The sequence below is a fragment of the Streptomyces sp. SID9727 genome (genome assembly GCF_010550605.1).
Lineage (GTDB): Bacteria > Actinomycetota > Actinomycetes > Streptomycetales > Streptomycetaceae > Streptomyces.
In genome coordinates this window covers 1-24,659 of the sequence record NZ_JAAGNI010000320.1, presented here as the reverse complement: position 1 = coordinate 24,659, position 24,659 = coordinate 1, and the positions used below count along the sequence as shown (strand labels likewise).

Genomic DNA, 24,659 nt, shown 5'->3' with positions numbered 1-24,659 from the left:
GCCGCCCGGGCAGCGGGGGCGCGGCGGGCACGCGGGGGTCCTCCGAGTCCGGGACGGGCGGCCCGGGGTCCGGCGGCGGCTCGGGGGTCGGCGGCCCAGGAAAGGTACGCGGCCGCACCGGCCCGGTCATCGGCTCCCACGGGGCCCGGTACGGTGCGCGGACCTCCGGGACCGGCGGGGTGTCCGGCGGGGCATCCGGCGGGGTGTCCGCCGGCCGGATGACCGCCACCGGCCGCGGTTCCTCCCTCGGCGCGGGTATCCCACCCGGCGTCCCGTAGGCCGCACCCCTCCCGGACGCCACGGTGTCCGACGCCGAGTCGAAGCGGTCGTCGAGACTGTCGGCCGTGCCGTTCGCCCCGGTGTCCGGGGCGGATTCGTCGTACAGCCTGCGCCACCAGTCGTCCTCGTGGGCCTCGGGCCTCTCCCCCTGCTGACTCATGTCCTTATTGTCGACCGCGGGGGCGGTACGAAAACGGGCATCCGGAAAATGGGTCCGCCGGGCGCCCCCACCCCCCACGGGGAGGGCGCCCGGCGGACCGGTCCGTCGAGCGGGGACCGGACGAGTCCGCCGGCGTCGCCGTGCCGCCACATTGGCAGAGTGGCGCACGGTACGGCGATGATGTGCCGTGGCGAGATCACGCCGTGGCGCCTTTTCGCCACGCGGGGTACGCCGAGACGCGTACGCACTGGTCCGGGGAGGGGTCGGGGATGCTGGCAGCCATAGGTCTCGACGAGCGGCAGGAGTCGGCCTACCGCGCACTGGTGGCGCTGGGGGCCGCGGAGGTGTCCGACCTCTCGCACCGGCTGGCGCTCCCCGAGCGGGACACGGAACGCGCGCTGCGCCGGCTGGAGCAGCACGGCCTGGCCGCCCAGTCCTCCGCCCGCACGGGCCGCTGGGTGGCGGCGCCGCCCGGGGTCGCCCTGGGGGCCCTGCTCACCCAGCAGCGCCATCAGCTGGAGCAGGCCGAGCTGGCGGCGGCGCTGCTCGCCGAGGAGTACCGCGCCGACGCCGCCGAACCGGCCGTCCACGACCTGGTCGAGGTGGTCACCGGGGCGAGCGCGGTGGCCCACCGCTTCCACCAGCTCCAGCTGGGCGCGACGAGCGAGGTGTGCGCGCTGGTCACCGGGAAGCCCATCGCGGTCAGCGGCCTGGACAACGAGTCCGAGGAGGAGGCGGCCACCCGCGGGGTCTCGTTCCGGGTGGTCGTGGAGCGTGAGGTGCTGGGCCTGGAGTCCGGGCTCGTGGAGCTGTCGGCGGCGCTCAGCCGCGACGAGCAGTGCCGGGTGGTCCCCCGGGTCCCGACGAAGCTGGTGATCGCCGACGGGGCGCTGGCCATGGTGCCGCTGACCGGCCGGGGCGCGGAGCCGGCGGCGCTGGTCGTGCACGCGTCGGGGCTGCTGGAATCGCTGACGGGGCTCTTCGAGGCGGTGTGGCGGGAGGCGATGCCGCTGCGGCTCGGCGAGAGCGGCGCGGTGCTCGATCAGCCGGGCGGGCCGGACCCGACCGATCTGGAGATCCTGTCGCTGCTGCTGGCCGGCCTGACCGACGCGAGCGTCGCCAAGCAGCTGGACCTGGGCCTGCGGACCGTGCAGCGCCGGGTCAAGGGCCTGATGGAGCTGACCGGCGTCTCCACCCGGCTCCAGCTCGGCTGGCACGCGTACGAACGGGGCTGGGTGGCCCGCCAGGCACCCTGACCAGAACGGGCGGGACCGGAGGGACTCCGGCACGCTGGTCAGATGGGTGTGTGGCAGCTCGTCGCCGTCGGACTGGTCATGCTGCTCGGCCTGATCGGTGTGCTGGTGCCGGGCGTGCCGGGACAGGCGATCGTCTGGGCGGCCGTCCTGTGGTGGGCGCTCACCGACATGACCCCGGCCGCGTGGGCCGTGCTGATCGGGTGCACGGCGCTGCTCCTGCTCAACCAGGCCCTCAAACCGCTGCTGCCCCCACGCCGGCCGCGTGAGTCCGGGGCGCCGCGCCGGACGCTGCTGCTGGGCGGGCTCGGTGCGATCGCCGGCTTCTTCGTGCTGCCCGTCGTGGGGGCGGTCGTCGGATACGTCGGAGTGGTCTTCGGGGCGGAACGGCTGCGCCTCGGCAGCCGCGGAGCGGGCTGGGCGTCGGTCCGCTCGGTGATGCGGGCGACCGGCTACTCGGTACTCGTGGAGCTTTTCGCGTGCCTGCTGGTGACGGGCGCCTGGCTGGGCGCGCTGATCTGGGGCTGAGCCGCGCCGCGCGCCCGCCGCACCCCGTACGAGCGCCAGGGGCGCCAGCCGGCCGCGCCGGGGATGCCGTACGGGTCCACGTCGGGGTCGCCCAGTCCGCGCATCCGGATCAGCGCGGCGGTGGCGGGTCCGATGCCGGGCAGCCGGCGGAGCCCCTGCTCGGCCTCGTCGCGGTCGGCGCCCGCGTCCAGGCGTACGGTGCCGTCGGCGAGCGCGGTCGCCAGGGCCCGCAGGGCCGGGTCGCCGGCCGCGTCGGCGAGCACGGCCGGCTCGGGGAAGACGTGGGTCAGCGCGCCGCACGGCACGTCCAGCGCCTTGCCGTACTCCTCGACCAGCTCCCCCGCCGCCGCGTCGCCCACCAGGGCCCGCACGGCGAACTCCTCGGCGTCGGCCGCACCCGGCGAGCGCACGCCCGGCCGGGCCGCGACGTCCGGGGCGAGCGAGGGGTCGGCGGAGAGCAGCTCGTCCACCGCGTACGGGTCGGCGTCGAGGTCGAAGAGCTGCCGCAGCCGTTGGACGGCCGTGGTCAGGTCGCGCAGATCGGTGAGGTGGATGCGGGCGTCCAGCCACTTCCCGGCTGACCGCTCGTCCACGGAGGTGACGGCGGTGCCGTACGGGAGACGCAGCGTACGCCGGTAGGTGCGGCGGCCGGGCTCCCCGGTGATCTCCTCGACGCGGGCGACCGGCCCGGCGGCGAGCAGGTCGAAGACGTCACCGGCGGCGTACGGCCCCCGGTGGGCGAGCCGGAGCGGGATGCCGGCGGTGCCGGCCCGGCGGCCCGCGATGCCCAGCCCCGTACCGGCCTCGGCGCGCAGAGCGCTCGGCGTGCGGGCGTAGATCTGCCGGACGGTGTCGTTGAACTGGCGCAGGCTGCCGAACCCGGCCGCGAAGGCGATCTCGGTGACGGGCAGGGCCGTGGTCTGGAGCAGGACCCGTGCGGTGTGGGCGCGCTGGGCACGGGCCAGGGCGACGGGTCCGGCGCCGAGTTCGGCGTTGAGCTGGCGCTGCACCTGGCGGGAGCTGTAGCCGAGCCGGTGGGCGAGCCCGGGGACGCCTTCCCGGTCGACCACGCCGTCGCCGATCATCCGCATGGCGCGCCCGACGACGTCGGCCCGGACGTTCCACTCGGCGGAGCCGGGGACGGCGTCCGGGCGGCAGCGGCGGCACGCCCGGAAGCCGTGCGTCTGGGCGGCCGCCGCCGTCGGATAGAAGCGGACGTTCTTCCGTTTGGGGGTGACGGCGGGGCAGCTCGGCCGGCAGTAGATGCCGGTCGTCTCGACGGCGAAGAAGAACTCGCCGTCGAAACGGGCGTCGCGGCTGCTGACCGCCTCGTACCTGGTCTCCTCGTCCATCACACCGTCCAGTGTGCGCCCCCGCCGGGCGCCGTGACTCGCGGTTTCCGGACATGGACCAGGGTGGTCCCGCTACCGGATCCGGCCGCGCTTGGCGTCCATCGCGGCCCGGCCCTCGGCCCCCTTGCGCTTCCAGTCGCGCCGGATCTCGGCCCGGACCCGGGCGTCGGTCTTGGCGACGATGCGCTGGTTCTCGCGCTGGAGCTTGCGGTAGCTGTCGAAACGGCGTTCGGGCAGCGTGCCGTCCTCGATCGCCTCCCGCACCGCGCAGCCGGGCTCCGCCTCGTGGCCGCAGTCGTGGAACCGGCAGCCCTCCGCCAGCTCCTCGATCTCGGAGAAGACCTGGCCGACGCCGACCCCCGCGTCCCAGAGGCCGACCCCGCGCAGTCCGGGGGTGTCGATGAGGACCCCGCCGGAGGGCAGCACGAGCAGATTGCGCGTGGTGGTGGTGTGCCGGCCCTTGCCGTCCACGTCACGGGCGGCCTGGACCTCCATCACGTCCTGGCCGAGGAGCGTGTTGGCGAGGGTGGACTTGCCGGCGCCGGACACCCCGAGCAGCACGCTCGTACCGCCGGAGACGATCGCCGAGAACACGTCGATGCCCTCGCCGGAGGTGGAGCTGACCGGGAGCACCTGCACACCGGGGGCGACGCGCTCGATGTCCTGGACGAGGTGGGAGAGGGTGGCCGCGTCCGGGACCAGGTCGGCCTTGGTGAGGACGACGACCGGTGCGGCGGTCCGCTCGCCCGCCCCGGCGGCGTCGCCGAGCAGCGCGTCACCGCCGGAGCTGGACATGGCGAGGGCCAGGAACCGCTCGACGCGGCCCAGGTCCAGCTCCACGGCCAGCGAGACGCAGATGACGATGTGGTCGACGTTGGTGGCGAGCACCTGGCCCTCGGATCGCTTGGACGAGGTGGAGCGTACGAAGGCGGTGCGCCGCGGCAGCAGCGTACGGACGAAGCGCGGGTCGCCGTCGGCGTCGACGGCCGCCCAGTCGCCGGTGCAGATGATCCGCATCGGATCGCGCGGCACGACGAAGGCGGTGTCCGCCCAGATCGTGCCCTCGGGCGTGACGATGTCGCAGCGCCCGCGGTCCACGCGCACCACGCGGCCGGGCACCAGTCCCTGGGCGGCGTACGGGGCGAACTCGGCGGCCCAGTCGTCGTCCCAGCCGTATGCGGCGAGCGGGTGCGCAGCGGTGGAGAGGGAGGAGGAGAAGGAGGGGATGGACGGGAGAGACAAGGGAAACCCTTCACAGGGTGGCCCGGCGGTGCGCGCGGGGGCGCGAAGAGGTCAGCCGGTGGCCACGGAGGTGACAGAGAGGAACTTCGACTCGTGGGCAGCGCCCACCGCAACGACCGTCGTCAATGTCCTCACCTCCGCATGCGTCCAGGTCCGGTACCGGCGGCAGATCCGCCGTCCGTCTCGTCGCAGACCTTAGCCCCCGGCGGTCCGGCGGCTCAAGGGATTATTCCGCGCGGACCCGGTTGGGGCAGTTATCCCCCGATCGGGTGATACGCATGGAGTTCGACCGGTCGCGGACGGTTAGGGTGCCGCACATGACCTCCCCCCAGACAGCCACCGGCACGTTCACCCAGGCCCAGTTGGGCTCCCTCATCCTCATCGGCTGGAGCGGCGAATACCGGCAGAGCGGGCGCGACGCCGCCTTCCTGCTCGCCTACTCGCTGGGCGACGGATCGGACGGCCCGGCGGCCGGCGAGCACGCCATGCGGCTCGCGTTGCAGCGCAGCGGACTCAGCGTCGGCGGTGACGCGGTGCGGGCCGACGAGACGCCGGGGCTCCCCGTGAAACTCCTCGTCCAGGCCGGCCAGGCGGTGCTGACGCTTCCTCACTTCACCGCGCAGTACCCGGTGCCGCCCGAGTGGCTGGCGGCGGCGACCGAACAGGGCGAGGTGCACGCGATGTTCGCGACCCGCCCGTGGCCGCAGGGCGCGCCCGGCCTCCCGGTCGGCGAGGCGGAACTGCGCGCGTTCGCCGGTGACCCGGACGTCATCGCGACCTCCGCACACTGCGTGCTCCCGGTGCGCAGCCTCGGCTGACCCGGCGCCCGCGGAAGAGGCCCACCACCCGGCGAGGGTGGTGGGCCTCCGTCATGCCCTGCGCGCCCACGCCGCACAGGACGGACGGCGCGGGCGCGGTACACGATCAGTTGTTGGCGACGCCGTTCCCGGAGAGGACCGGGATGTCGTCCACCAGGTGCGACAGGGGCTCGTCACCCTTGGCCTGGGTGGAGTTGTCGGCGCACTGCTGGTTCTGCGGGTTGGACAGGACGTTGATGTCCTGCGCCGTGATCGGCACGAGCAGGCCGATCAGCGAGCCCGCGTTCACCTTGACCGGTGCACCCACGCAGAGGTCGTTCAGCGAGCCCTGGATGAGCTGCGCCTGCGGGCTGCCGTCACCCCGGGTCGTGCTGTTCCCGTACGCGCTGGCGGCGCCGTTGCCGTTGACCGAGGTCGTGCCCCCGTCGTTGCCGATCGCCATGGCCGAGGGGGCGGCGGCGGCCGACAGGCCGACCAGGGACACGGCCACTGCCGCGCCGGCCATCATCTTCTTCATCACGCTTCACCTTTCGGAGCGTTCCGCTCTGGAACGTACTGATCAACCCCGTGCGGACGCTTCGGTTCCGCTGATCCACCCAAATGGGTTCGATCCCGCATGAGTTCGACGGCCCTGCGTCAGCCCCGGGCGCCCGCCTCGCCGGAGGTGCGCGCCGCGGGTACGAGTCCGCCCGCGCGGGCCGGGCGGGGGTCCGGGGCGGGTTCGGCCCGGGCGGCCCGCCACTCGGCGAGGAGCCGGTCGTAGATCGGGGTGGCGCTGTCGGAGTGCCGGCTGTGCTGCTGGTCCATGGGGTGGCCCTACCCGTTGCGGCGGGGAACGGCCTCCCGCACTACGGCAAGCGGCCCAGCGAGCCGCCCTTTCGGGCGACCGCCGGGCCGCGTGTGGTGCGCTGCAGGTACCGGTCAGTTGTTGCCGGCGCCGTTGCCCGAGAGGATCGGGATGTCGTCCAGGATGTGCGACAGGGCCTCGTCACCCTTGGCCTGGGTGGAGTTCTCGGTGCACTGCTGGTTCTGCGGCGAGGACAGGACGTTGATGTCCTGGAGCGTGATCGGCACGACGCCGATCAGCGAACCGAGGTTGGCCTTGGCCGGCAGGGCGATGCAGGGCTTGTTGAGCGAGCCCTGGATGAGCGCGAACTGCGGGCTCCAGTCACCGTGGGTGGCGGAGTTGCCGTACGCCTGCATGGCACCGTTGCCGTTGACGGTGGTGGTGCCCTGGTCGTTGCCGATGGCCATGGCCGACGGGGCGACCGCGGCGGAGACGCCGACGATCGATGCGGCGACGGCTGCCGAGGCCATCATCTTCTTGATCATGAAACTGCCCTTCTGGTTTTCTCTGGTTGCCCGCCGGTGCCGAGCGCACTGATCAACTCGGCGCGGCGGGAATGGTTGTGGCACATCACCCGAAAGGTGCGGGGTCACTTCGAGAGCGGGAGGCCGCCCAGGAGCGGAGCCGCGCCCTTGGCCGCGTCGGCGGCCTGGCCGGTCACCTTGGCGACGGTGCCGTCCTCGTGCAGGCGCTCGGCGGTGCCGCTGACCGTGTCGACCACCGGTTCGACCGCCTGCGGGGCGGCCGCGACCACCTGGTTGACGCCTCCGTCGAGGCTGAAGCCGGGGGCCGTGGGGGTGGTGACGGCGAAGGCGGGGGCAGCCGTGCCGAGCGCGACCACGGAACCGGCGACGAGCGCGGCGGACTTCGCGTACTTCACTTTCGGGTTCCCTTCTCAGCGGCGGCCGTTCCGGTCGCGTCCCCGCGCCGCACGGGCCTTCTCTGGCCGTGTCCTCCGCCGCTCTTTTCCTGGCTAACGAACCGGACACCAGGGGGAAACTGGGAGGCCCGGAATTTCTCGCGGCGCGGGCGCGGAAGAATGCGGGAACCGGCGGGTTCCGGGCACGGGAAAAGCCCCGGGCCGCGGCAAGCGCGGGACGGGGCTTTTCGAGCCGTGGGAATACGGCGGGCCTGGGTCAGTCGTTGACGCAGACGTTGCCGAAGGCCGGGTTCAGCAGGCCGATGATGTCGATGGTGTTGCCGCAGACGTTGACCGGAATGTGCACCGGCACCTGGATGGTGTTGCCGGAGACGACACCCGGGGAGTTGAGGGCCGCGCCCTCGGCGCCCGAGTCGGCGAAGGCCGGGGCGGCGGCACCCATGGCCATGAGCGTACCGGCGGCGACGGCGGCGATCTTGGTGTACTTCACGTGAAACCCTTTCTTGTGCGGAGTCCGGAGCGGCCACGGCTTTCGTGCCGCACGAGCGCGGACCTGATCACTCGTGACTCCGCCGTTTTCATTCGTAACGATTTCAGGCGGTACGCGACACTGCTCGGCGAGATGATCGCCCCAATACCGCCCGAATGATGCAGTTCTGGTCAGCCGACCGTGTTCCCGCCCGCGAGATGTGCGGGAGCGCAACGGGCCCGGACCGCTCGGAGGAGGAACGCCGACGGCCCGGGCCCGGGAGCGGACCGGATCAGCGGTTGCCGACCCCGTTGCCCGAGAGGACCGGGATGCCGTCCAGGATGTGCGACAGCGGCTCGTCGCCCTTGGCCTGGGTGGAGTTCTCGGTGCACTGCTGGTTCTGCGGGTTGGACAGGACGTTGACGTCCTGGACCGTAATCGGGACGAGGCCGATGAGCGAACCGAGGTTCGCCTTGACCGGCAGGCCGACGCAGGGCTTGTTCAGCGAGCCCTGGACCAGGTCGAACTGCGGGCTGCCGTCGCCGCGCGTCTCGGCGTTGCCGAACACCTGCGAGGCACCGTTGCCGTTGACCGAGGTCGTGCCACCGTCGTTGCCGATGGCCATCGCCTGCGCGGCGCCGAGCCCGAGGATGGAGGCGGCGACGGCACCCGTAGCCAGGACCTTCTTGATCACGATGAACCCTTCTCGTACTGGATGCCCCGTAGCCGGAGCGCCCTGAACAACTGCCGGGCCGACGTTTGGTTATCACCATTCACTCGAATGCCCGGAAGACACGGACGCCCGTACGAAAGTGATCGAGTAATACTGTCGGAAATCGAGAGGCGAAACGTTCACTCGCGACCAGGCCGTGTGCGCACAGAAAATTCACCGCATTTACGTTTCTCGCGCACGCGAACGTCGTTATGGGTGTCGTCAAGCCGCTCCGCCAGGAGGGCCGCCCCGGATGGCGGGTCCGACGGCTGCTGCACCGCCTGATGAACGAAGTGCGGACCACGCGTCCGCGAGAAATGTCCCAAGGAAGGGCACCAATGCGAAAAGCCTTGAGTAAGAGCATGCTCGTCATGGCGGCGGCGTCAGGCATCCTGACGGCCTCCGGCGGCTATGCCTTCGCCGATGCCACGGCCGACGGTGCCGCTGTCGGGTCGCCGGGCGTCGCCTCGGGCAACGCCGTGCAGGTCCCGGTGCACGTCCCCGTCAACCTCTGCGGCAACACGGTCAACGTGATCGGCGCGCTGAACCCCGCCTTCGGCAACGAGTGCGAGAACGAGGGCGGCGACGCGGAGGCCGGTGACGCCCAGGGGGCGAGCGCCGAGGGCGTGGCCGCCGGTTCCCCCGGCGTGCTCTCGGGCAACCTGATCCAGGTGCCGGTCGACGTCCCGGTGAACGTCTGCGGCAACACGGTCAACGTGATCGGCCTGCTCAACCCGGCCGCCGGCAACGAGTGCGAGAACGGCGACGACGAGGGCAACCCGCCCACCGAGGAGCCGCCGACGGAGCACCCGCCGCACAAGCCGCCGCACCACCACAAGCCCCCGCACCACAAGCCGCCGACCGGTCACCACGACCACGACTGCGACTGCGGCCACGAGCACAAGCCGCCGAAGCCGCCGAAGCCGCCGGTGCACCACCACGACGACGACTGCCCGCCGAGCCACAAGCCGCCGAAGCCGCACCACCCGAAGCCGCCGAAGACTCACAAGCCGCCGGTGCACCACCACAACGACGACTGCCCGCCCAGCCACAACCCGCCGACCCCGCCCGCGCACAACCCGCCCACGCACAACCCGCCGACCCACACCGGTTGGCACCACACGCCTCCGAAGCACCACAAGCCGCCGCAGATGGCGCACACCGGTGCCAACGAGAACCTGGGCATCGCCGGTGGCGCCAGCGCCGCGCTGGTGCTCGGTGGCGGCCTGCTGATGCGCCGCGCCCGCGCCGCGAAGAAGTGAGCTGACGCTTCCCCGAGCACGAAGAGGTCCGGCCCGACAGCCCTGTGCTGTCCGGCCGGACCTTTTGTGTCCGGCGCGCCGTGCGGCGTACGCGTCAGACCACGCCGAGCCCCGCGCGCTCCAGGCAGGCGGCGACCGCCGCCGTCTCCTGGGCGTCCAGCGGGCGCATCGGCGGGCTCATGACGTTGGTGGCGATGATCCCGCGCAGCATCAGCGCGGTCTTGAACGCCCCGAGCCCCGCCGCCGTGGCCGACGCCGTGCCTGGGCGGGCGGCTCGCACGATGTCGAACAGCGCGACCAGACGGTCCTGTTCGGCGCGCGCGGTCGCCCAGTCGCCGCGCGACGCCGCCTCGTGCAGGCGTACGTACCCGTGCGGATCGACGTTCCCGAGCCCCGGCACCGAGCCGTCCGCGCCGCCGAGCATCATCGCGTCGACCACCAGCTCGTGGCCGGTGAGCACCGAGAACCCCGGCAGTTCGCGGGCACCGATGACCAGCCGTCGGAACGAGCCGTCGTCGCCGCTGGAGTCCTTCACCCCGGCCAGCACGCCGTCGGCGGCGAGCGGCAGCAGCAGTTCCGGGTCGAGCTTGCTGTGCACGCAGACCGGCACGTCGTACGCCAGGACCGGCAGGTCGAGCGCGGCGGCGACGTCCCGGAAATGGCGGTCGATCTCCGTGGGATGGGTGCGCGTGTAGAACGGCGCGGTCACGACGACGGCGTCGGCGCCCAGCTCGGCGGCGCGGCGGGCGCGCTCGATCGCCCGGTTGGTGGTGGTCTCTATCGCGCCGACGAGGACCGGCACCCGGCCGCCCGCCGCCGCGGTGACGGCCTCGATGACCCGGTCCTGCTGCCCCGGGGTGAGGTAGGCGGTCTCGCCGGAGCTGCCGAGGGCGAAGAGTCCGGTGACCCCGCCGTCGACGAGGTGCCCCACGACCCGCTCCAGCGAGGGGATGTCGAGCTCGCCGTCCGCGGTGAGCGGGGTGACGACGGGCGGGATCACTCCCGTGTAGCGCGGGGTGCGGGCGGTCATGCGGTGCTCCTTGCGGACGGTACGGGAGATGCGGAGGTCTGGGGGTGGACGCAGTGGTGGCGGTGCCCGTGGCGGCCCTCGGTGCGCTCGGGGAAGACCGTGGCGCAGGCGTCGTCGGCCTTCCAGCAGCGGGTGCGGAAGGGGCAGCCGGTCGGCGGGTTGGTCGCCGAGGGGACGGGGCCGGTGAGCACGATGCGCTCGGTGCTCTCCAGCAGGCTGGGCGTGGCGGAGAGCAGTGCCTCGGTGTACGGGTGCGAGGGGGCGCCGGCGACGTCGGCCGCGCGGCCCTCCTCGACGATGCGGCCGAGGTAGAGGACGGCGATGCGGTCGGCGAGGTAGCGGACGGTCTGGATGTCGTGCGAGATGAACACCATCCCCAGGCCGAGGCGTTCGCGCAGGTCCATCAGGAGGTTGAGGACCTGGGCGCGGACCGACACGTCGAGCGCGGAGGTGGGTTCGTCGGCGACGATCAGTTCCGGTTCCAGGGCCAGGGCGCGGGCGATGGCGACGCGCTGGCGCTGGCCGCCGGAGAGCTGTCCGGGCAGCGCGGCGAGGGTGTGGCCGGGGAGGCCGACCAGGTCGAGGAGTTCGGCGACCCGGGCGGCGCGTGCTTCGCGGGTGCCCCGGCGGTGCACGTCGAGCGGGTCGCGGAGGATCTGCTCGACGGTGAGGCGCGGGTTGAGCGCGGTGGACGGGTCCTGGAAGACCACGCCGACGGCGGAGCCGAAGTCCTGGCGGCGCTGGGTCCCGGTCATCTCCCACAGGTCGCGGCCGTGGAAGGTGACCGTGCCCTCGGTGGGCTTCTGGAGGCCGGTCAGGACCCGGGCGAGGGTGGACTTGCCGCAGCCGGACTCCCCGACGAGGCCGATGATCTCGCCGCGCTTCACCTCCAGGTTCGCGTCGGTGAGGGCGTGGACGGCGTCGCGGCGGAAGACGCCTCCGCTGCGTGCCTTGTGGCGTACGTGAACGCCGTCGAGCCGGATCACAGGGCGCTCCCTTCGAGCTGTGCGGTCCTCGCCGGGTGGTGGCAGGCGAAGCCGTGGTCCCGCGCGGTGCCGCGCGGGGTGAGTGCGGGGGTGGTGGTGCGGCACAGTTCGGTGGCGGCGCCGCAGCGTGAGGCGAAGCGGCAGCCGGGGCCGAAGCCCTGGGGTGCGGGGACGACACCGCGGATCTGGTGCAGCCGGTCGGCGCCGGCCTCCAGTGAGACGACCGAGCCGAGCAGACCGCGGCTGTAGTGGTGGGTGGGGGCGGTGAGGACGGAGCGGGTGGCGCCGACCTCGGCGAGCCGGCCGGCGTACATCACCGCGACGCGGTGCGCGAGGTCGCCGACGAGGGCGAGGTCGTGCGAGACCAGCACCATGGCGAAGCCGAGCTCCTCGCGGAGCCGTACGAGGAGTTCGACGACCTGGGCCTGGACGGTGACGTCGAGTGCGGTGGTCGGTTCGTCCGCGATGAGCAGGCGGGGGCTGCGGGAGAGGGCCATGGCGATCAGGACGCGCTGGCGCTGGCCGCCGGAGAGCTCGTGGGGGTAGCTGCGCAGGGTGCGTTCGGGTGAGAGGCCGACGAGTTCGAGGAGTTCGGCCGGTGTCTTCGTACCGCCGCGCGAGGTGAGCTGCTTGAGCTGGGTGCCGACGAGTACGGAGGGGTTGAGGGAGGAGAGCGCGTCCTGGTAGACCATCGCGATCTCGGGGCCCATCAGGGCGCGGCGTTCCTTCGGCGGGAGCTTCAGGAGGTCGCGGCCCCGGTACAGGATCTCACCGCTGACCTCGGCGTTGCGGGCGAGGAGGCCCATCACGGCCAGGCTGGTGATGGACTTGCCGCAGCCGGATTCGCCGACGAGGCCCAGGGTCTCGCCCTCGTGGACGGAGAAGGAGAGGGAGTCGACGACCGGTGTGGTGCCGTACCGGTCGGGGAAGCGGATGGCGAGGTCGCGTACGACGAGGAGTTCGGCCGCGTCCTCGGGGACCGGGGTGATGGCGGGCTCCTGGGCGTGGACGCGCCGGGCGAGCTTGGCCAGGGCGGTGTCGATGTCCACGGTGGAGCGGGCCTCGACGGGGTCGGGGGCGGTGGGGGTGTCGGAGGGGGTGGCGGGGCGGGCGGCCCTGGGCGCGGCGGAGGCGTCGGTCAGGCCCTCGGAGAGGATGTTGAGGGCGAGGACGGTGACGAGCAGCGCGAGGCCGGGGAAGAAGGTGGCCCACCAGCCGCCGGCCAGGAGGATCTGCCGGCCGTAGGCGAGGACGCTGCCCCAGCTGGGGTCGGGGTCCTGCACTCCGGCGCCGATGAAGGAGAGGCTGGCCTCGAAGATGATCGCCTCGGCGACCATGACGGTGGCGAACACCATGACCGGGGCCATGCAGTTGACGGCGACGTGCCGGAGCACGATGTAGCCGCGCCGGGCACCGATGACCTTCTCGGCGGCGACGTAGTCCTCACCGTACTGGGACAGCACGTTGGCGCGGACCACGCGGGCGAGCGAGGGGGTGTAGACGAAGGCGATGGTGAAGATGATGACGGGGACGCTGGTGCCGAAGACGGCGACGAGGACGGCGGCCAGCGCGATCGGCGGGAACGACATCACCACGTCGAGGGTGCGCATCACGGACTCGTCGCCGAGCTTGCGCGAGGTGGCGGCGAGCGCGCCGAGCACGGAGCCGGCGACCAGGGCGACGGCGGTGGCGCCGAGGCCGATGACCAGCGAGTAGCGCGAGCCGTGGACGACGCGGGCGAAGACGTCGCGGCCGGCCCGGTCGGTGCCGAACCAGTGGTCGCCGCTCGGTGCCTGGACGGGGGTCCCGGTGGTGAGCGGGTTCTGGGTGAGCAGCGGGGCGAGGACCGCGCCGAGGACGACGAGGATCAGCACGCCGAGCGCGATGCGGGAGGTGACCGGGAGCGCCCGGAAGGCGATGCCGGGGCGGGAGAGCTTGGTGGTCAGCCGGCTGGTGTCAAACATGTCAGACCGTCCTGATGCGCGGGTTGACCAGCAGGTAGAGCAGGTCGACGATGACGTTGACCACCAGGAACGCGATGGCGATGGTCAGTACGGTGCCCTGGACCAGGGCGACGTCGCCGCCCGTGACACCTTCGAGGATGAGCTTGCCCATGCCGGGCAGGTCGAAGATCGCTTCGATGACGACGGCACCGCTGAGCAGGTAGCCGACCTTCACGCCGAGGACGGTGAGCGGGGTGACGAGCGCGTTGCGCAGTACCGAGCGGATCACCAGGAGGACGGGAAGGCCGTTGCCGCGGGCGGTGCGGACGTAGTCGCGGTCGAGTTCGGCGACCATCGAGGTCCGTACGAGGCGGGCGAGCGAGGCGGCGACGGGGACGGCGAGCGAGACGGCGGGCAGGGCCATCGAGCGCAGCCAGCCGCCGAAGGAGTCGGCCGGGTTGGTGTAGCCGCCGGTCGGGAAGACCGGGCTGTTCAGGGCGAACTGCTGGATGAGCAGGACACCGAGCCAGAACGAGGGGACGGCGACCCCGGCCATGGACAGCACCCGGAAGAGCTGGTCGGGCCAGCGGTCGCGGTACATCGCGCCGAGCACTCCGGCGACGACGGCGAGGACGATCGCGAGGATCAGGCCGAGGAGCGTCAGCTGGAGGGTGAGCGGGAAGGCGGCGGTGATGCGGTCCGCGACGGGCTGGCTGGGCGGGACCGTCATGCCGAGGTCCAGGTGGAGCAGCTGACCGAGGAAGTGGAAGTAGCGTACGGGCAACGGGTCGTTGAGGCCGTTGGCCTCGGCGAAGGCCGCACGGGCCTCGGGTGTGGCGCTCTCCCCGAGCGCGTTGAAGGCCGGGTCGACCGGCGAGAACTGCAGCACCACGAAGACGAGCAGCGCGATGCCGAGGATCATCACCGGCATCATCGCGACGCGGCGCAGCGCGAGCCGGAGAAAAGCAACCATCGTCGGGTTCCTTGCGGTTGGGCGGTCCGGTCCGGGACGCCGGGTGGGGTCGTACGCCCCGGACCGGGGCTTTCAGGCGGGGCCGGCGGGCCTCAGCCGCGGCTGACGTCCAGGAAGGACAGGCCCGTGGTGGGCAGCGGCTTGAAGCCGGGCAGCGCCTTCTCGTTCCAGGCGGTGGGCAGCTTGCGGTGCAGGATCGGGTAGAGGGCGGCCTCGTCGGCGACGAGGTCGGTGACCTGGCCCCACAGTTCCTTGCGCTTGGCCTCGTCGGCGGCCTGGGCGGCCTTGTCGAGGGTCTGCCTGACCTTCTTGTACGCGGCGGACTCGCCCCAGCCGTAGCGGCTCTCGGGCCAGAAGCCGTAGTAGAACCAGCGCAGCAGCAGGTCGGCGTCGTTGCCGAAGACCGAGGGGTCGCCGGGGGCGACGAGGACGTCGAAGTCGCCCTTGTCGATCTTGGCGTACTGGGCCGGGGACTGGGCGACGTTGAGTGTGACCTTGACGCCGGCGGCCTCCCAGCTCTCCTTGAGCAGCGGCGCGATGTCCTTGACCCAGCCGGTGTCGGTGGTCAGGACGGTGAAGGAGAGTCCCTTGACGCCCGCCTCGTCCAGGAGCTTCTTCGCCTTGTCCACGTCGTGCGTGTAGACGGTGGCTGCCTTGTGGTAGTCGGGGTGGGTGGCGGGAACGTAGCCGGTGGCGGCGGTGGCGTTGCCGACCATGGCGGTGGAGATGATCTTCTCGGTGTCCAGGGCGTAGTGCAGCGCCTGGCGCACCCGCTTGTCGGCGAACCGCTCGTCGGCCGTGTTGAACATGAGGAAGAGCAGGCCGAAGGACTGCACCGACTCGGTCTTGGCGGAGCCCGAGAGGCGCTTGACGTCGATGTAGGGGACGTCCTCGATGGCCTGGACGCGGCCCGACTCCATGGCGCTGACGCGGGCGGACTGGTCGGACATCAGGCGCCAGACCATCTTCTTGGCCTTGGCGGGGTGGGAGCCGTTGTACTTGTCGTACGCCTCGAAGACGATCTTGTCCTCGCGGGTGGCGGAGACGAACTTGTACGGTCCCGAGCCGACCGGCTTGGCGTCGAACGCCTTGGGGTCGGGCGCCACGATCTTCTTCGGCACGATCCGGGCGACGGCGATGCGGGACGGGAAGAGCGCGAAGGGGTACTTGAGCTTGAACTCGACCGTGCCCGCGTCGACGGCCTTCACGGTGTCGATGAAGGGCACGAACTGGGCCATCAGGGAGGCGTTCTTCGGGTCCAGGATGCGTTCGAAACTGAACACCACGTCGTCGGCCGTGACGGGCGAGCCGTCGTGGAAGGTCGCGCCCTCGCGGAGCGTGGCGCGGTAGGTGGTGGCGTTGATCTTCTTCGGCATCTCGGTGGCGAGTGCGGGCCGTGCCACGAGTGTGGCCGGGTCGAGATCCACCAGGCCCTCGAAGATGTGCATATTGGCGGCGTACGGGGTCGCGCCCGAGGTGATCATGGGGTCGAATCCGGTCGACAGCGGGTAGGACAGACCGGCCTCGATGAGGTCGCTGCCGCTGCCCTTGTCCGTCGAGCCGTTGGCGGTCGAGGACGGCCCGCCGCACGCGGACAGGCCGGCCGTGATGGCGGCCGCGGCGCCGACGACGCCGGTGTAACGCAAGAAGGTGCGGCGCTCGACACCGGCTGATCTCAGCTCGGGCACGGGTCCTCCAGGGACTTGAGGTGGGGCGTCTGGGACGGGAGACGGAGAGCTGGCGCGGGTTCACGGGGACCGTGGGACCCTGAGCGTCAGACGTCAGATGTCTGATGCCTTGATAGCGTGGGAACGTAGCTTGACAATCGAGAGGGGTCAAGAGGTGGGGAGTTCACATATGTCCGGAACGAAACCCGGCCGGCAGCTGCTCCGGCAGGAAGTCGTGGACGGAATCAAGCGGTACATCCTTGAGGAACGGCTCCGCCCCGGGGACCCGCTGCCCACCGAGCCCGCCCTGTGCGAGGCGCTCGGCGCCAGCCGCTCCAGCGTCCGCGAGGCCGTCAAGATCCTCAACGCGCTGGACATCGTGGAGGTCCGCCACGGACACGGCACCTACGTCGGGCGGCTGAGCCTGTCCGCGCTCGTCGAGAGCCTGACCTTCCGGGGCCTGCTCTCCCCCGACGACGACTTCCAGGTCATGGCCGACCTGGTCGACGTGCGCGAACTGTTCGAACGCGGGATGGCCGACCGGATCGTCTCGCAGCTCAGCCCCGAGCAACTGGACTCGCTGGACGCCCTCGTGGCCACCATGCGCGAGACGGGCGCCCAGGAGGGGCACGGCTTCGTGGACGCCGACCGCGCCTTCCACGCCCAGCTCGTGGCCCCGCTGGGCAACGAGCTGATCGGCCAGCTCTCGATGGCCTTCTGGGACGTGTACACGATCGTCGCGCCGCACCTGGACGGGTTCACGCAGGCCGACGAGACGGCGACGATCACCGCCCACCAGAACATCGTGGACGCCGCGCGGGCCGGTGACATCACCGGGTTCATGAAGGCGCTGGGCGAGCACTACGCGCCCGTGCGCCGCCGGATCGCCGAGGCCCGCGCCCGGCGCTGAACCGCCCGCGCGGCGCCGGGCGACCGCGCGGACCGGCCGGGGCGACCCCGCAACGACCCTTGACGGCCGCCTCGGGCGGTGCCTAGGGTCCGTGTGCCGACAGGACATCTGACGTCATGCATCTGATGTCGAGGTCCGAGCCCGGCAACTTCCCCGCCGCGCCCCCAGGAGAGCACCTCCATGCCGTTGACGGACCTCTCGCTCGACGCCTGCCGCGACTACCGGCCGCCGCTGCCCGCACCCGCGGACTTCGACGCCTTCTGGTCCAGGACCCTGGACGAGGCCCGCACCCACGCGTCCGGCGAGCCCGTGTTCGCCGAGGTGCGCACCGGGCTCACCCAGGTCCGCACGTACGACGTGACGATTCCGGGCTTCGCCGGGCAGCCGGTACGCGGCTGGCTGCGGATGCCCGCCGGGGCGGCCGAACCCCTGGGCTGCGTGGTGGAGTTCCTGGGCTACGGGCGCGGCCGGGGCCTGGCCCACGAGAACCTGCTGTGGGCCTCGGCCGGTCACGCCCACCTGCTGATGGACACCCGGGGGCAGGGCTGGTCGGCGGCCGGCGGCGCCACCGCCGATCCGGACGGGGGCGCGCCGGGCGTGGTGCCCGGCTTCCTGACCCGGGGCGTCGAGAGCCCCGAGACGTCCTACTACCGGCGGCTGTTCACCGACGCGGTGCGGTGCGTGGACGCGGTGCGCGAGCACCCGGGGATCGACCCGGACCGGATCGTGGTGACCGGGATCAGCCAGGGCGGCGGCATCACCCTGGCCGTCGCCGGGCTGGTGCCGGGGCTCGCCGGGGTGATGCCGGACGTACCGTTCCTGTGCCACATCCGCCGGGGCGCCGAGATCGCGGGGCGCCCTCCGTACACCGAGATCGCCGAGTACCTCAAGCTGCACCGCGACCGCGCCGAGCAGGTCTTCACCACGCTCGCGTACTTCGATGCCGCACTGCACGCCACCCGGGCGACGGCCCCCGCGCTGTTCTCCATCGCGATGATGGACGACATCTGCCCGCCCTCCACCTGCTTCACCGCCTACAACGGATACGCCGGGCCCAAGGACGTACGGGTCTATCCGTTCAACGGGCACGAGGGCGGCGCGGAGTACCAGCAGCGGGAGCAACTGGGCTGGGTGGCCTCCCTGTTCGCCGGCCTGTCATCGGGGCAGGCCGGTCGCTCCTGACGAGAGAGAGATCGTCCATGCAGCGAACCGTCCCTGTCGCCCTGCTCGGCGCCGCCCTGCTGGTCGTCACCACGACCGGCACCGCGCAGGCGGCGTCACCCGCCCCCGGCACGCTCACGTCCCAGGACCTGACCGTCGACGGCGTCGGCTCCCCCCACTACCGCATCCCGGCCCTGACCAGCTCGAACAAGGGCACCCTGCTCGCCGCGTACGACGCCCGGCCCACCCTGGGCGACCTGCCGTCCCACATCGGGATCGTGATGCGGCGCAGCACCGACGGCGGAACGACCTGGCAGGCGCAGCAGGTGGTCCGCAAGGACGCCGCGCCGAAGGGGTACGGGGACCCGAGCCTGCTGGTCGACCGGGTCACCGGGCGGATCTTCCTGTTCTACGCGGCCGGGGAGAACCAGGGCTTCTCCGGCTCCGCCACCGGCAACGACGAGACCGACCCGGACGTCCTCCAGGCCGACTACAGCTACTCCGACGACGACGGTCTCACCTGGACCCACCGCCGGATCACGAAGCAGATCAAGAACCCGGCCTGGGGCGGCATGTTCGCCGCGTCCGGCGAGGGCATCCAGCTGCGCAACGGCCCGCACAAGGGCCGGCTGATCCAGCAGTACGCGATCCGGAACAACGGGTCCAACTACGCGGTCAGCGCCTACAGCGACGACCACGGCGACACCTGGCACACGGGCACGCCGGTCGGTCCGGGCGGCGACGAGAACAAGACCGTCGAGCTGAACGACGGCACGGTCATGCTCAACAACCGCTCGGCGCCGTACCGTACGGTCGCGTACTCCTCGGACGGCGGGGCCACGTACACGCCGTTCGTCCAGGACACCGAGCTGCCCGACCCGGCGAACAACGGCTCGGTCATGCGGTACGCCCCCGACGCGCCGGCCACCGACCCGCAGTCCTCCTGGCTGCTGTTCAGCAACACCGAGGCCACCTCGCGCAAGAACCTCACGGTCAAGATGTCCTGCGACAACGGGAGGACCTGGCCGATCAAGAAGGTCGTGGACCCGGGCGCCGCCGCCTACTCGACGCTGACCCGGCTCCCCGGCGGGCGGCTCGGCCTGCTGTACGAGCGGGGGAACTACGAGCACATCACGTACTCCTCGTTCGACCTGAAGTGGCTCGGCGGCACCTGCGCGGACATCACCCTCACCCCGCCGGCCACGCTGAAGGCGGGGACGAGCGCCGAGATCACCGTCCGGGTCGTCAACCGGATGGACGTCCGCCGCGACGCGGGCACGGTCGAGCTGACCGTGCCCGCCGGCTGGACGTCGAAGCCGGTGGCGTTCCCGGCGACCCGGCCGGGCGAGGGCGCGAATGTGAAGGTCCCGGTCACGGTCCCGGCCGGCGCCTCCGGTGACGTGAGGCTCACCGCGACGTACCGGGCGAGCGGGAAGACGGCGTCGGGGAGCGCGACGGTGACGGTCACGCCGTAACCGCCCGGGCCGCGCCCCCTTACGCGGTCAGCGTGGCCATGTCCACGACCCGGCCGGCCGCTTCGGCGACCGCCGGGTCGTGGGTGGCGACGACGGTGACGCACTGGTCCTCGCGGGTGCGCTCGGCCAGCAGCGCGGCCAGCTCGCCCGCCTGGGACCGGTCGACGGCGGCGGTCGGTTCGTCGACGAGGAGGAGCCGGGGCGACAGGAAGAGCGCGCGGGCCAGGGCGACGCGCTGGCGTTCACCGCCGGACAGCTGCTCGGGGCGGTGGCGCAGCCGGTGCCCCAGGCCGACCGCGCGCAGCGCCTCCTCGGCCCGGGGCCGGTGCGTGCGGGGGCTGCGGCCGCCGATGTACGCGGCGGCCAGGAGCTGGTCGACCGCGGGGAGCGCGGAGAGCAGGTTGCCGCTCTGGAACATGTAGCCGATGTGGTCGCGGCGGACCCGGGCGCGCCCGGCGTCGGTGAGGGCCGCGAGGTCGTCGCCGCCGAGCAGGACCCGGCCGGCCGAGGGCCGCAGCAGGGCGCCCGCCACGGCGAGCAGCGAGGACTTGCCGGAGCCGGAGGGGCCGACGAGGGCGGTCATCACGCCCGGTTCGAAGGTGAGGGCCAGGTCCTCGAAGACGGTGGTACGGGTGTCGCCCCGCCCGAAGGAGACGGTGACGCCGTCCAGTTCGAGCGTGCGGGGCGTCGGGGCGTTCATCGGTTGGCTCCCAGCATGATCAGCGGGTCGGCGGCGGTGATCCGCCGCAGGGTGAGGGCGGTGCCGGCGAGCCCCACGGCCGCGACGGTGCACATGGTGGTGACGAGCGTGGTGGCCGGCAGGCTGAAGGGCACCTGCTCCCCCACGAGCAGGCCGACCGCCGCCGCGAGGACGGCGCCGAGGGCGGTGCCGGCCACGACGACCAGGGCCGCCTGGACGACGGTGTGGGCGAGCAGCCGCCTGCGGGAGGCGCCGAGGGCGCGGAGCAGGGCGAGTTCGGGTCCGCGCTGTACGGTCCAGACGGCGAAGAAGGCGCCGACGACGAGCGGGGCGATCAGGTAGAGGAAGACCTGGATCGAGGTCATCGTGACGCGCTCGCCGGTGTAGCCGGGGGCCGCCTCGTACGCCTCCTCCTCGGTGAGCGTGGTGGTGGAGTGGCGCTCGTCCAGGTCCGCCGCCGGGGTGGTGGGCGGGGTGCGCAGGGCGAGGGCGCTGACCTGGTCGGGCACGGCGGTGGCGGCGGGCGCGCCGGGGGTGCTGAACCGGATGCGCTGCCAGGTCCTCAGCGGCACGTAGGCGGCGGGCACATGGCCGTAGCTCAGGCGGCCGGTGGCCCCGACGACGCGGAGCCGGATGCCGAGGCGGTCGATGACGAGGGTGTCGCCGACGGCCACCCCCTCGTCGGTGAGCGCGTCGGAGATCACGACGGTGCCGGCGTCGGCCGTGGTGAGCCGGCTGCCGCTGGTCACGGCGGGGCTGAGGAAGCCGTCCGGTTCGACCCCGAAGGCGGCGAGGTCGACCTCGGCGCCCCGGTCGGTCGTGCCACGGGTGATGGAGACGCCGAGCGGCGTGGTGTCGGTGCCGGCGTCCGCACGCCAGGCGGCGGCCGTCTTCGCGTCGAGGAGGCTGCGGGCGAACTGGTCGGAGCGGGCGTCGGACGAGAAGACCAGGTGGGAGGCGGGCAGGGCGCGCAGGGCCGAGACGGTGTCGTCGCCGAGGCCGGTGGTGAAACCGGAGACGATGCCGACGAGTGCGGCGACGAGCACCACGACGGACCCCATGAGCGCGAAGCGCCCTCGGGCCGCGCGCAGCTCCAGCAGTGCGAGGAACACGGGTGGTTTCCTTCGGGATCGGTTGAGGGGACGGGAGGGTGCCGTTCGGGGAGGGCGCGCTTCGGGACAGCGCGCGCGTGCAGGACGGCGCCCTTCCGGCACGGCGTCTTTTAGGGACGGTGCGTCGCCAACATAGATGATGGGGACGCAGCGTCCCCAAGTGGGGGGCCGGTTCAGCGGGAGCCCGGGGCTTCTAGGGCGTGTTTCGAAAGTAGCGCCGTCCGCCCGTAGGGCGGGTCCGGCGGCGTCTGGTGCGTGCGATCGCAAGGCGGAGGGTCGCCCCGATACTGGTTGTATCGGGGTGATCCCGACAACGCGGCGAGCGTGCGTGCCAGGCGTCGCCGGACAGGCGGGACTTTCGAAACACGCCCTAGACTGGGCGGATGCCCCGGATCAGCGCCGCCACGGTCGCCGAGCACCACGCCCAGCAGCGGCAGGCCCTGGTGCGGGCAGCGCGCGGCCTGTTGGAGGGCGGCGACGCGGAGGCGGTCACCTTCGCGGCGGTGGCCCGGGCGACGGGCCTGGCGCGCAACAGCGTCTACAAGTACTTCCCCGGCCGGCCCGAACTCCTCGCGGCCGTCGTCGAGGACGCGCTGCCCCGGTGGACGGACGCCATCGACGCCGGCATGACGGCGGCGCGCACCCCCCGGGAGCGGATCGCCGCCTACGTGTCGGCGCAGCTGGAACTGGTGCGCAGCGGCGAGCACCGGATCGCGCGGGCGCTGGCGGGGGTGCGGGACGCGCGGCTGGTGCGGGAGAGCGCGGGCCGGGTGCACGGCGCGCTGCTCACCCCGCTGACCGACGCGCTCACCGAGCTGGGCGAGGAGGACCCCCGCCGCACGGCGCTCCTGCTCCAGGGCATCGTGAACGCCGCCACGACGGCGATCGAGGCGGGCGACGACTACGCGGCGGTCAGCGAGCGCGCGGTGGGCATGGCGGTCAGGGCGGTCACGGGCGGACCCTGAGCCCCGTCACCCCGCGTTCAGCCGGTCCCGGATGCCGTCGAAGTGGGTGCGCATGGCCCGGACCGCGCGCTCCCCGTCGGCCGCCGCCACCGCCTCCACGATCTCGCGGTGCTGCCGGCAGGTGACGGACGGGTCCTGGTGGCCGTCGTCGAAGTCCTCGCGCACCCGGTCCATCGCGGCCCAGAACGCGTCGAGCACCTCGCTGAGCAGATGGTTGTCGAGTGAGGCGTAGAGCGCGAGGTGGAAGGCCCGGTCCGTGGCGCGCGCGACCCGGCCGCCGTCCGCCGCCTCGCCCTCCATCTTCGCGACGAGCGCGCGCAGCACGCCGAGGTCGTCCGCCGGGACGCCCGCCGCGACGGACGCGACGAGCCCGGCCTCCAGCGCCTCGCGCACCTTCATCAGCTCGGCCAGACCCGGTTCGCCCTGGCGGTGGCGGACGGCCGCCCGGAAGGCCAGGCCCTCGGCGAACGGCGACAGCGAGAGCGAGCCCACAAAGGTCCCGTAACCCCGGCGGATCTCCACGACCCTGACCGCCTGGAGCGACTTCAGGGCCTCGCGCACGGAGACCCGGCCGGCCTCGAAGAGGTCCATCAGCTCGGTCTCGGTGGGCAGGGCGTCGCCGGGAGCCAGGCGGCGCTCCAGGATGAGCTCCTTGACCCTGCGCTCGATGTCCTGAGCCATGGTGGGCCGCGCCACAACGTCCTCCCGAGGAACCGGTGCCCCTTGACCGTTCGCAGGAGCGTCTGATTAAGGTACCGCAGACATAAGACATCTTACGTCTCACGTCTGGAGCTCACCATGTCCCTGCCCGCACCGCTGCGCGGCGTCGTCCCGCCGGTCTGCACCCCGCTCGATCCGCGCGGGGAGGTCGACACCGCGTCCCTCGCCCGGCTCGTGGACCACCTCATCGGAGGCGGCGTACACGGGCTGTTCGCGCTCGGGTCCACCAGCGAGGTCGCCTACCTCACCGACGAGCAGCGCGCCACGGTCCTGGAGACCGTCGTCAACGCCACCGACGGCCGGGTCCCGGTCCTCGCCGGAGTCATCGACACCACCACAGCCCGGGTCGTTCGGCACGCCGAAGCCGCCGCCGCCCTCGGCGCGGACGCCCTGGTCGCGACCGCGCCCTTCTACACCCGCACCCACCCCCGGGAGATCGCCGCGCACTTCCGCCGGCTGCGCGCCGAGGTGGACCTGCCGCTGTTCGCGTACGACATCCCGGTCGCCGTGCACAGCAAGCTCTCCGCCGCCCTGGTCCGCGAGCTGGCCGAGGACGGCACGCTGGCCGGCCTCAAGGACAGCAGCGGCGACGAGGGCGGGCTGCGCCGGCTCGTCGTGGAGCTCGGCGGGCGCGAGGGCCGGGCACACGGACCCGTGCCGGGCTTCAGCGTCCTCACCGGTTCCGAACTGACCGTGGACGCGGCCCTGCTGGCCGGCGCCGACGGGGTCGTCCCGGGCATCGGCAACGTGGACCCGGCCGGCTACGTACGGCTCTACGAGGCCGCGCGCGCCGGCGACTGGACGCTGGCCGCCAAGGAACAGGAGCGCCTGGTCGAGCTGTTCGCGATGGTCGACGCGGGCCCGGAGGCGGACATGGGCCGCAGCTCGTCGGCGCTCGGCTCGTTCAAGGCGGCGCTGAGGCTGCTCGGGATCATCGAGTGCGGCGACACGGTGTTCCCGCAGATCCAGCTCTCGGCGGAGTCCGTCGCGTACGTCTCCGGGCGGCTGCGCGACGCGGGCCTGCCGCCGGTCCGATGACGGCTTCGACAGCGGCCCCCGGGACGCTTCCGACGCGGCGGCCGGTCGTCGGTCTGGACCTGGGCGGTACGAAGATCGCCGCCGCGCTGTTCGGCGCGGACGGCGCCGTGGCGGCCCGGCACTCCCGGCCCACCCCGGCCCGGGAGGGCGCGGCGGCGGTGCTCGACGCGCTCGCCG

General features: G+C 72.6%; 26 protein-coding genes and 1 pseudogene. 10 read left to right on the top strand and 17 right to left on the bottom strand.

All coding sequences use genetic code 11. From position 1 onward, the window contains the following. A pseudogene (locus tag G3I41_RS22030) lies at positions 1-439 on the bottom strand (hypothetical protein); the annotation flags it as partial. 269 nt (positions 440-708) lie between these two features. On the opposite strand from G3I41_RS22030, the gene G3I41_RS22025 reads away from it, so the two are divergent. Then, the gene (locus G3I41_RS22025) at positions 709-1,695 is read left to right on the top strand and encodes a helix-turn-helix domain-containing protein (protein WP_164402130.1); all 987 of its coding nucleotides are present in this window, start codon (positions 709-711) and stop codon (positions 1,693-1,695) included. 42 nt (positions 1,696-1,737) lie between these two features. Then, positions 1,738-2,220 (top strand): DUF456 domain-containing protein, encoded by a 483-nt coding sequence (locus G3I41_RS22020; protein ID WP_203601468.1) that lies wholly within the window; start codon positions 1,738-1,740, stop codon positions 2,218-2,220. Here G3I41_RS22020 and G3I41_RS22015 read toward each other — a convergent pair. Then, positions 2,145-3,572 (bottom strand): DNA-3-methyladenine glycosylase 2 family protein, encoded by a 1,428-nt coding sequence (locus G3I41_RS22015; RefSeq protein WP_164402133.1) that lies wholly within the window; start codon positions 3,570-3,572, stop codon positions 2,145-2,147. The two genes, G3I41_RS22020 and G3I41_RS22015, sit on opposite strands and share 76 nt — an antisense overlap. A 72-nt stretch (positions 3,573-3,644) precedes the next feature. After that, positions 3,645-4,814 (bottom strand): ribosome small subunit-dependent GTPase A, encoded by a 1,170-nt coding sequence (gene rsgA / locus G3I41_RS22010; protein WP_164402129.1) that lies wholly within the window; start codon positions 4,812-4,814, stop codon positions 3,645-3,647. A 317-nt stretch (positions 4,815-5,131) separates the two neighbouring features. On the opposite strand from rsgA, the gene G3I41_RS22005 reads away from it, so the two are divergent. Next, a complete protein-coding gene (locus G3I41_RS22005) occupies positions 5,132-5,632 on the top strand; it encodes a DUF5949 family protein (protein WP_164402128.1) in 501 nt (166 codons plus the stop codon). Between the two features lie 106 nt (positions 5,633-5,738). Here the strand turns inward: G3I41_RS22005 and G3I41_RS22000 are convergent, their stop codons facing one another. From G3I41_RS22000 to G3I41_RS21980, 6 genes are all read right to left on the bottom strand, one after another. Continuing rightward, a complete protein-coding gene (locus tag G3I41_RS22000) occupies positions 5,739-6,149 on the bottom strand; it encodes a rodlin (RefSeq protein ID WP_164402127.1) in 411 nt (136 codons plus the stop codon). Between the two features lie 119 nt (positions 6,150-6,268). Beyond that, a complete protein-coding gene (locus G3I41_RS36475; RefSeq protein WP_203601467.1) occupies positions 6,269-6,439 on the bottom strand; it encodes a hypothetical protein in 171 nt (56 codons plus the stop codon). Between the two features lie 114 nt (positions 6,440-6,553). After that, positions 6,554-6,964 (bottom strand): rodlin, encoded by a 411-nt coding sequence (locus G3I41_RS21995; protein WP_164402126.1) that lies wholly within the window; start codon positions 6,962-6,964, stop codon positions 6,554-6,556. A gap of 104 nt (positions 6,965-7,068) precedes the next feature. Further along, positions 7,069-7,359 (bottom strand): hypothetical protein, encoded by a 291-nt coding sequence (locus G3I41_RS21990; protein ID WP_164402125.1) that lies wholly within the window; start codon positions 7,357-7,359, stop codon positions 7,069-7,071. Between the two features lie 256 nt (positions 7,360-7,615). Continuing rightward, a complete protein-coding gene (locus G3I41_RS21985; protein WP_164402124.1) occupies positions 7,616-7,849 on the bottom strand; it encodes a chaplin in 234 nt (77 codons plus the stop codon). Between the two features lie 271 nt (positions 7,850-8,120). After that, positions 8,121-8,522 (bottom strand): rodlin, encoded by a 402-nt coding sequence (locus G3I41_RS21980; RefSeq protein ID WP_143618165.1) that lies wholly within the window; start codon positions 8,520-8,522, stop codon positions 8,121-8,123. Positions 8,523-8,902: 380 nt separating this feature from the next. Here G3I41_RS21980 and G3I41_RS21975 point away from each other — a divergent pair, with 380 nt between their 5' ends. Further along, positions 8,903-9,802 (top strand): chaplin, encoded by a 900-nt coding sequence (locus G3I41_RS21975; RefSeq protein WP_164402131.1) that lies wholly within the window; start codon positions 8,903-8,905, stop codon positions 9,800-9,802. A 94-nt stretch (positions 9,803-9,896) separates the two neighbouring features. On the opposite strand, the gene G3I41_RS21970 is transcribed toward G3I41_RS21975, so the two are convergent. The 5 genes from G3I41_RS21970 to G3I41_RS21950 form a co-directional block, all read right to left on the bottom strand. Next, positions 9,897-10,832: a dihydrodipicolinate synthase family protein gene (locus tag G3I41_RS21970; protein ID WP_164402123.1), complete on the bottom strand. Its 936-nt coding sequence runs from the start codon at positions 10,830-10,832 to the stop codon at positions 9,897-9,899. After that, positions 10,829-11,818 carry an ABC transporter ATP-binding protein gene (locus G3I41_RS21965; RefSeq protein WP_164402122.1) on the bottom strand — a complete coding sequence of 330 codons (990 nt, stop codon included), beginning with the start codon at positions 11,816-11,818 and terminating at the stop codon, positions 10,829-10,831. Before G3I41_RS21965 ends, G3I41_RS21970 begins: the two co-directional genes overlap by 4 nt. Beyond that, positions 11,815-13,782, bottom strand: a complete 1,968-nt coding sequence (locus G3I41_RS21960) for a dipeptide/oligopeptide/nickel ABC transporter permease/ATP-binding protein (RefSeq protein ID WP_164402121.1) — start codon at positions 13,780-13,782, stop codon at positions 11,815-11,817. Before G3I41_RS21960 ends, G3I41_RS21965 begins: the two co-directional genes overlap by 4 nt. Before the next feature lies 1 nt (position 13,783). After that, positions 13,784-14,734 carry an ABC transporter permease gene (locus G3I41_RS21955; RefSeq protein ID WP_164402120.1) on the bottom strand — a complete coding sequence of 317 codons (951 nt, stop codon included), beginning with the start codon at positions 14,732-14,734 and terminating at the stop codon, positions 13,784-13,786. A 92-nt stretch (positions 14,735-14,826) separates the two neighbouring features. Then, the gene (locus tag G3I41_RS21950) at positions 14,827-16,422 is read right to left on the bottom strand and encodes an ABC transporter substrate-binding protein (RefSeq protein ID WP_164402119.1); all 1,596 of its coding nucleotides are present in this window, start codon (positions 16,420-16,422) and stop codon (positions 14,827-14,829) included. A gap of 169 nt (positions 16,423-16,591) precedes the next feature. Between G3I41_RS21950 and G3I41_RS21945 the strand changes: the two genes are divergently transcribed. From G3I41_RS21945 to G3I41_RS21935, 3 genes are all read left to right on the top strand, one after another. Further along, complete coding sequence (locus tag G3I41_RS21945) at positions 16,592-17,311, top strand: FadR/GntR family transcriptional regulator (RefSeq protein WP_164402118.1); 720 nt, start codon at positions 16,592-16,594, stop codon at positions 17,309-17,311. 180 nt (positions 17,312-17,491) lie between these two features. Then, the gene (locus tag G3I41_RS21940) at positions 17,492-18,493 is read left to right on the top strand and encodes an acetylxylan esterase (RefSeq protein ID WP_164402117.1); all 1,002 of its coding nucleotides are present in this window, start codon (positions 17,492-17,494) and stop codon (positions 18,491-18,493) included. A gap of 17 nt (positions 18,494-18,510) precedes the next feature. Continuing rightward, complete coding sequence (locus G3I41_RS21935) at positions 18,511-19,947, top strand: exo-alpha-sialidase (protein ID WP_164402116.1); 1,437 nt, start codon at positions 18,511-18,513, stop codon at positions 19,945-19,947. A gap of 19 nt (positions 19,948-19,966) precedes the next feature. Here the strand turns inward: G3I41_RS21935 and G3I41_RS21930 are convergent, their stop codons facing one another. Then, positions 19,967-20,647 carry an ABC transporter ATP-binding protein gene (locus tag G3I41_RS21930; RefSeq protein WP_164402115.1) on the bottom strand — a complete coding sequence of 227 codons (681 nt, stop codon included), beginning with the start codon at positions 20,645-20,647 and terminating at the stop codon, positions 19,967-19,969. Beyond that, positions 20,644-21,759 (bottom strand): ABC transporter permease, encoded by a 1,116-nt coding sequence (locus G3I41_RS21925; protein ID WP_164402114.1) that lies wholly within the window; start codon positions 21,757-21,759, stop codon positions 20,644-20,646. The genes G3I41_RS21930 and G3I41_RS21925 overlap by 4 nt, the downstream gene beginning before the upstream one ends. A 383-nt stretch (positions 21,760-22,142) precedes the next feature. Between G3I41_RS21925 and G3I41_RS21920 the strand changes: the two genes are divergently transcribed. Then, complete coding sequence (locus G3I41_RS21920; protein WP_164402113.1) at positions 22,143-22,724, top strand: TetR/AcrR family transcriptional regulator; 582 nt, start codon at positions 22,143-22,145, stop codon at positions 22,722-22,724. A 6-nt stretch (positions 22,725-22,730) separates the two neighbouring features. On the opposite strand, the gene G3I41_RS21915 is transcribed toward G3I41_RS21920, so the two are convergent. Then, complete coding sequence (locus G3I41_RS21915; RefSeq protein ID WP_164402112.1) at positions 22,731-23,420, bottom strand: FadR/GntR family transcriptional regulator; 690 nt, start codon at positions 23,418-23,420, stop codon at positions 22,731-22,733. A 102-nt stretch (positions 23,421-23,522) separates the two neighbouring features. Between G3I41_RS21915 and G3I41_RS21910 the strand changes: the two genes are divergently transcribed. Together G3I41_RS21910 and G3I41_RS21905 are read left to right on the top strand one after the other, a co-directional pair. After that, on the top strand, positions 23,523-24,482 hold the full coding sequence (locus tag G3I41_RS21910; RefSeq protein WP_164402111.1) for a dihydrodipicolinate synthase family protein: 960 nt from the start codon (positions 23,523-23,525) through the stop codon (positions 24,480-24,482). Continuing rightward, positions 24,479-24,659: ROK family protein (locus G3I41_RS21905; protein WP_164402110.1), on the top strand; the 181-nt coding region annotated here is incomplete at its 3' end. The genes G3I41_RS21910 and G3I41_RS21905, both read left to right, overlap by 4 nt.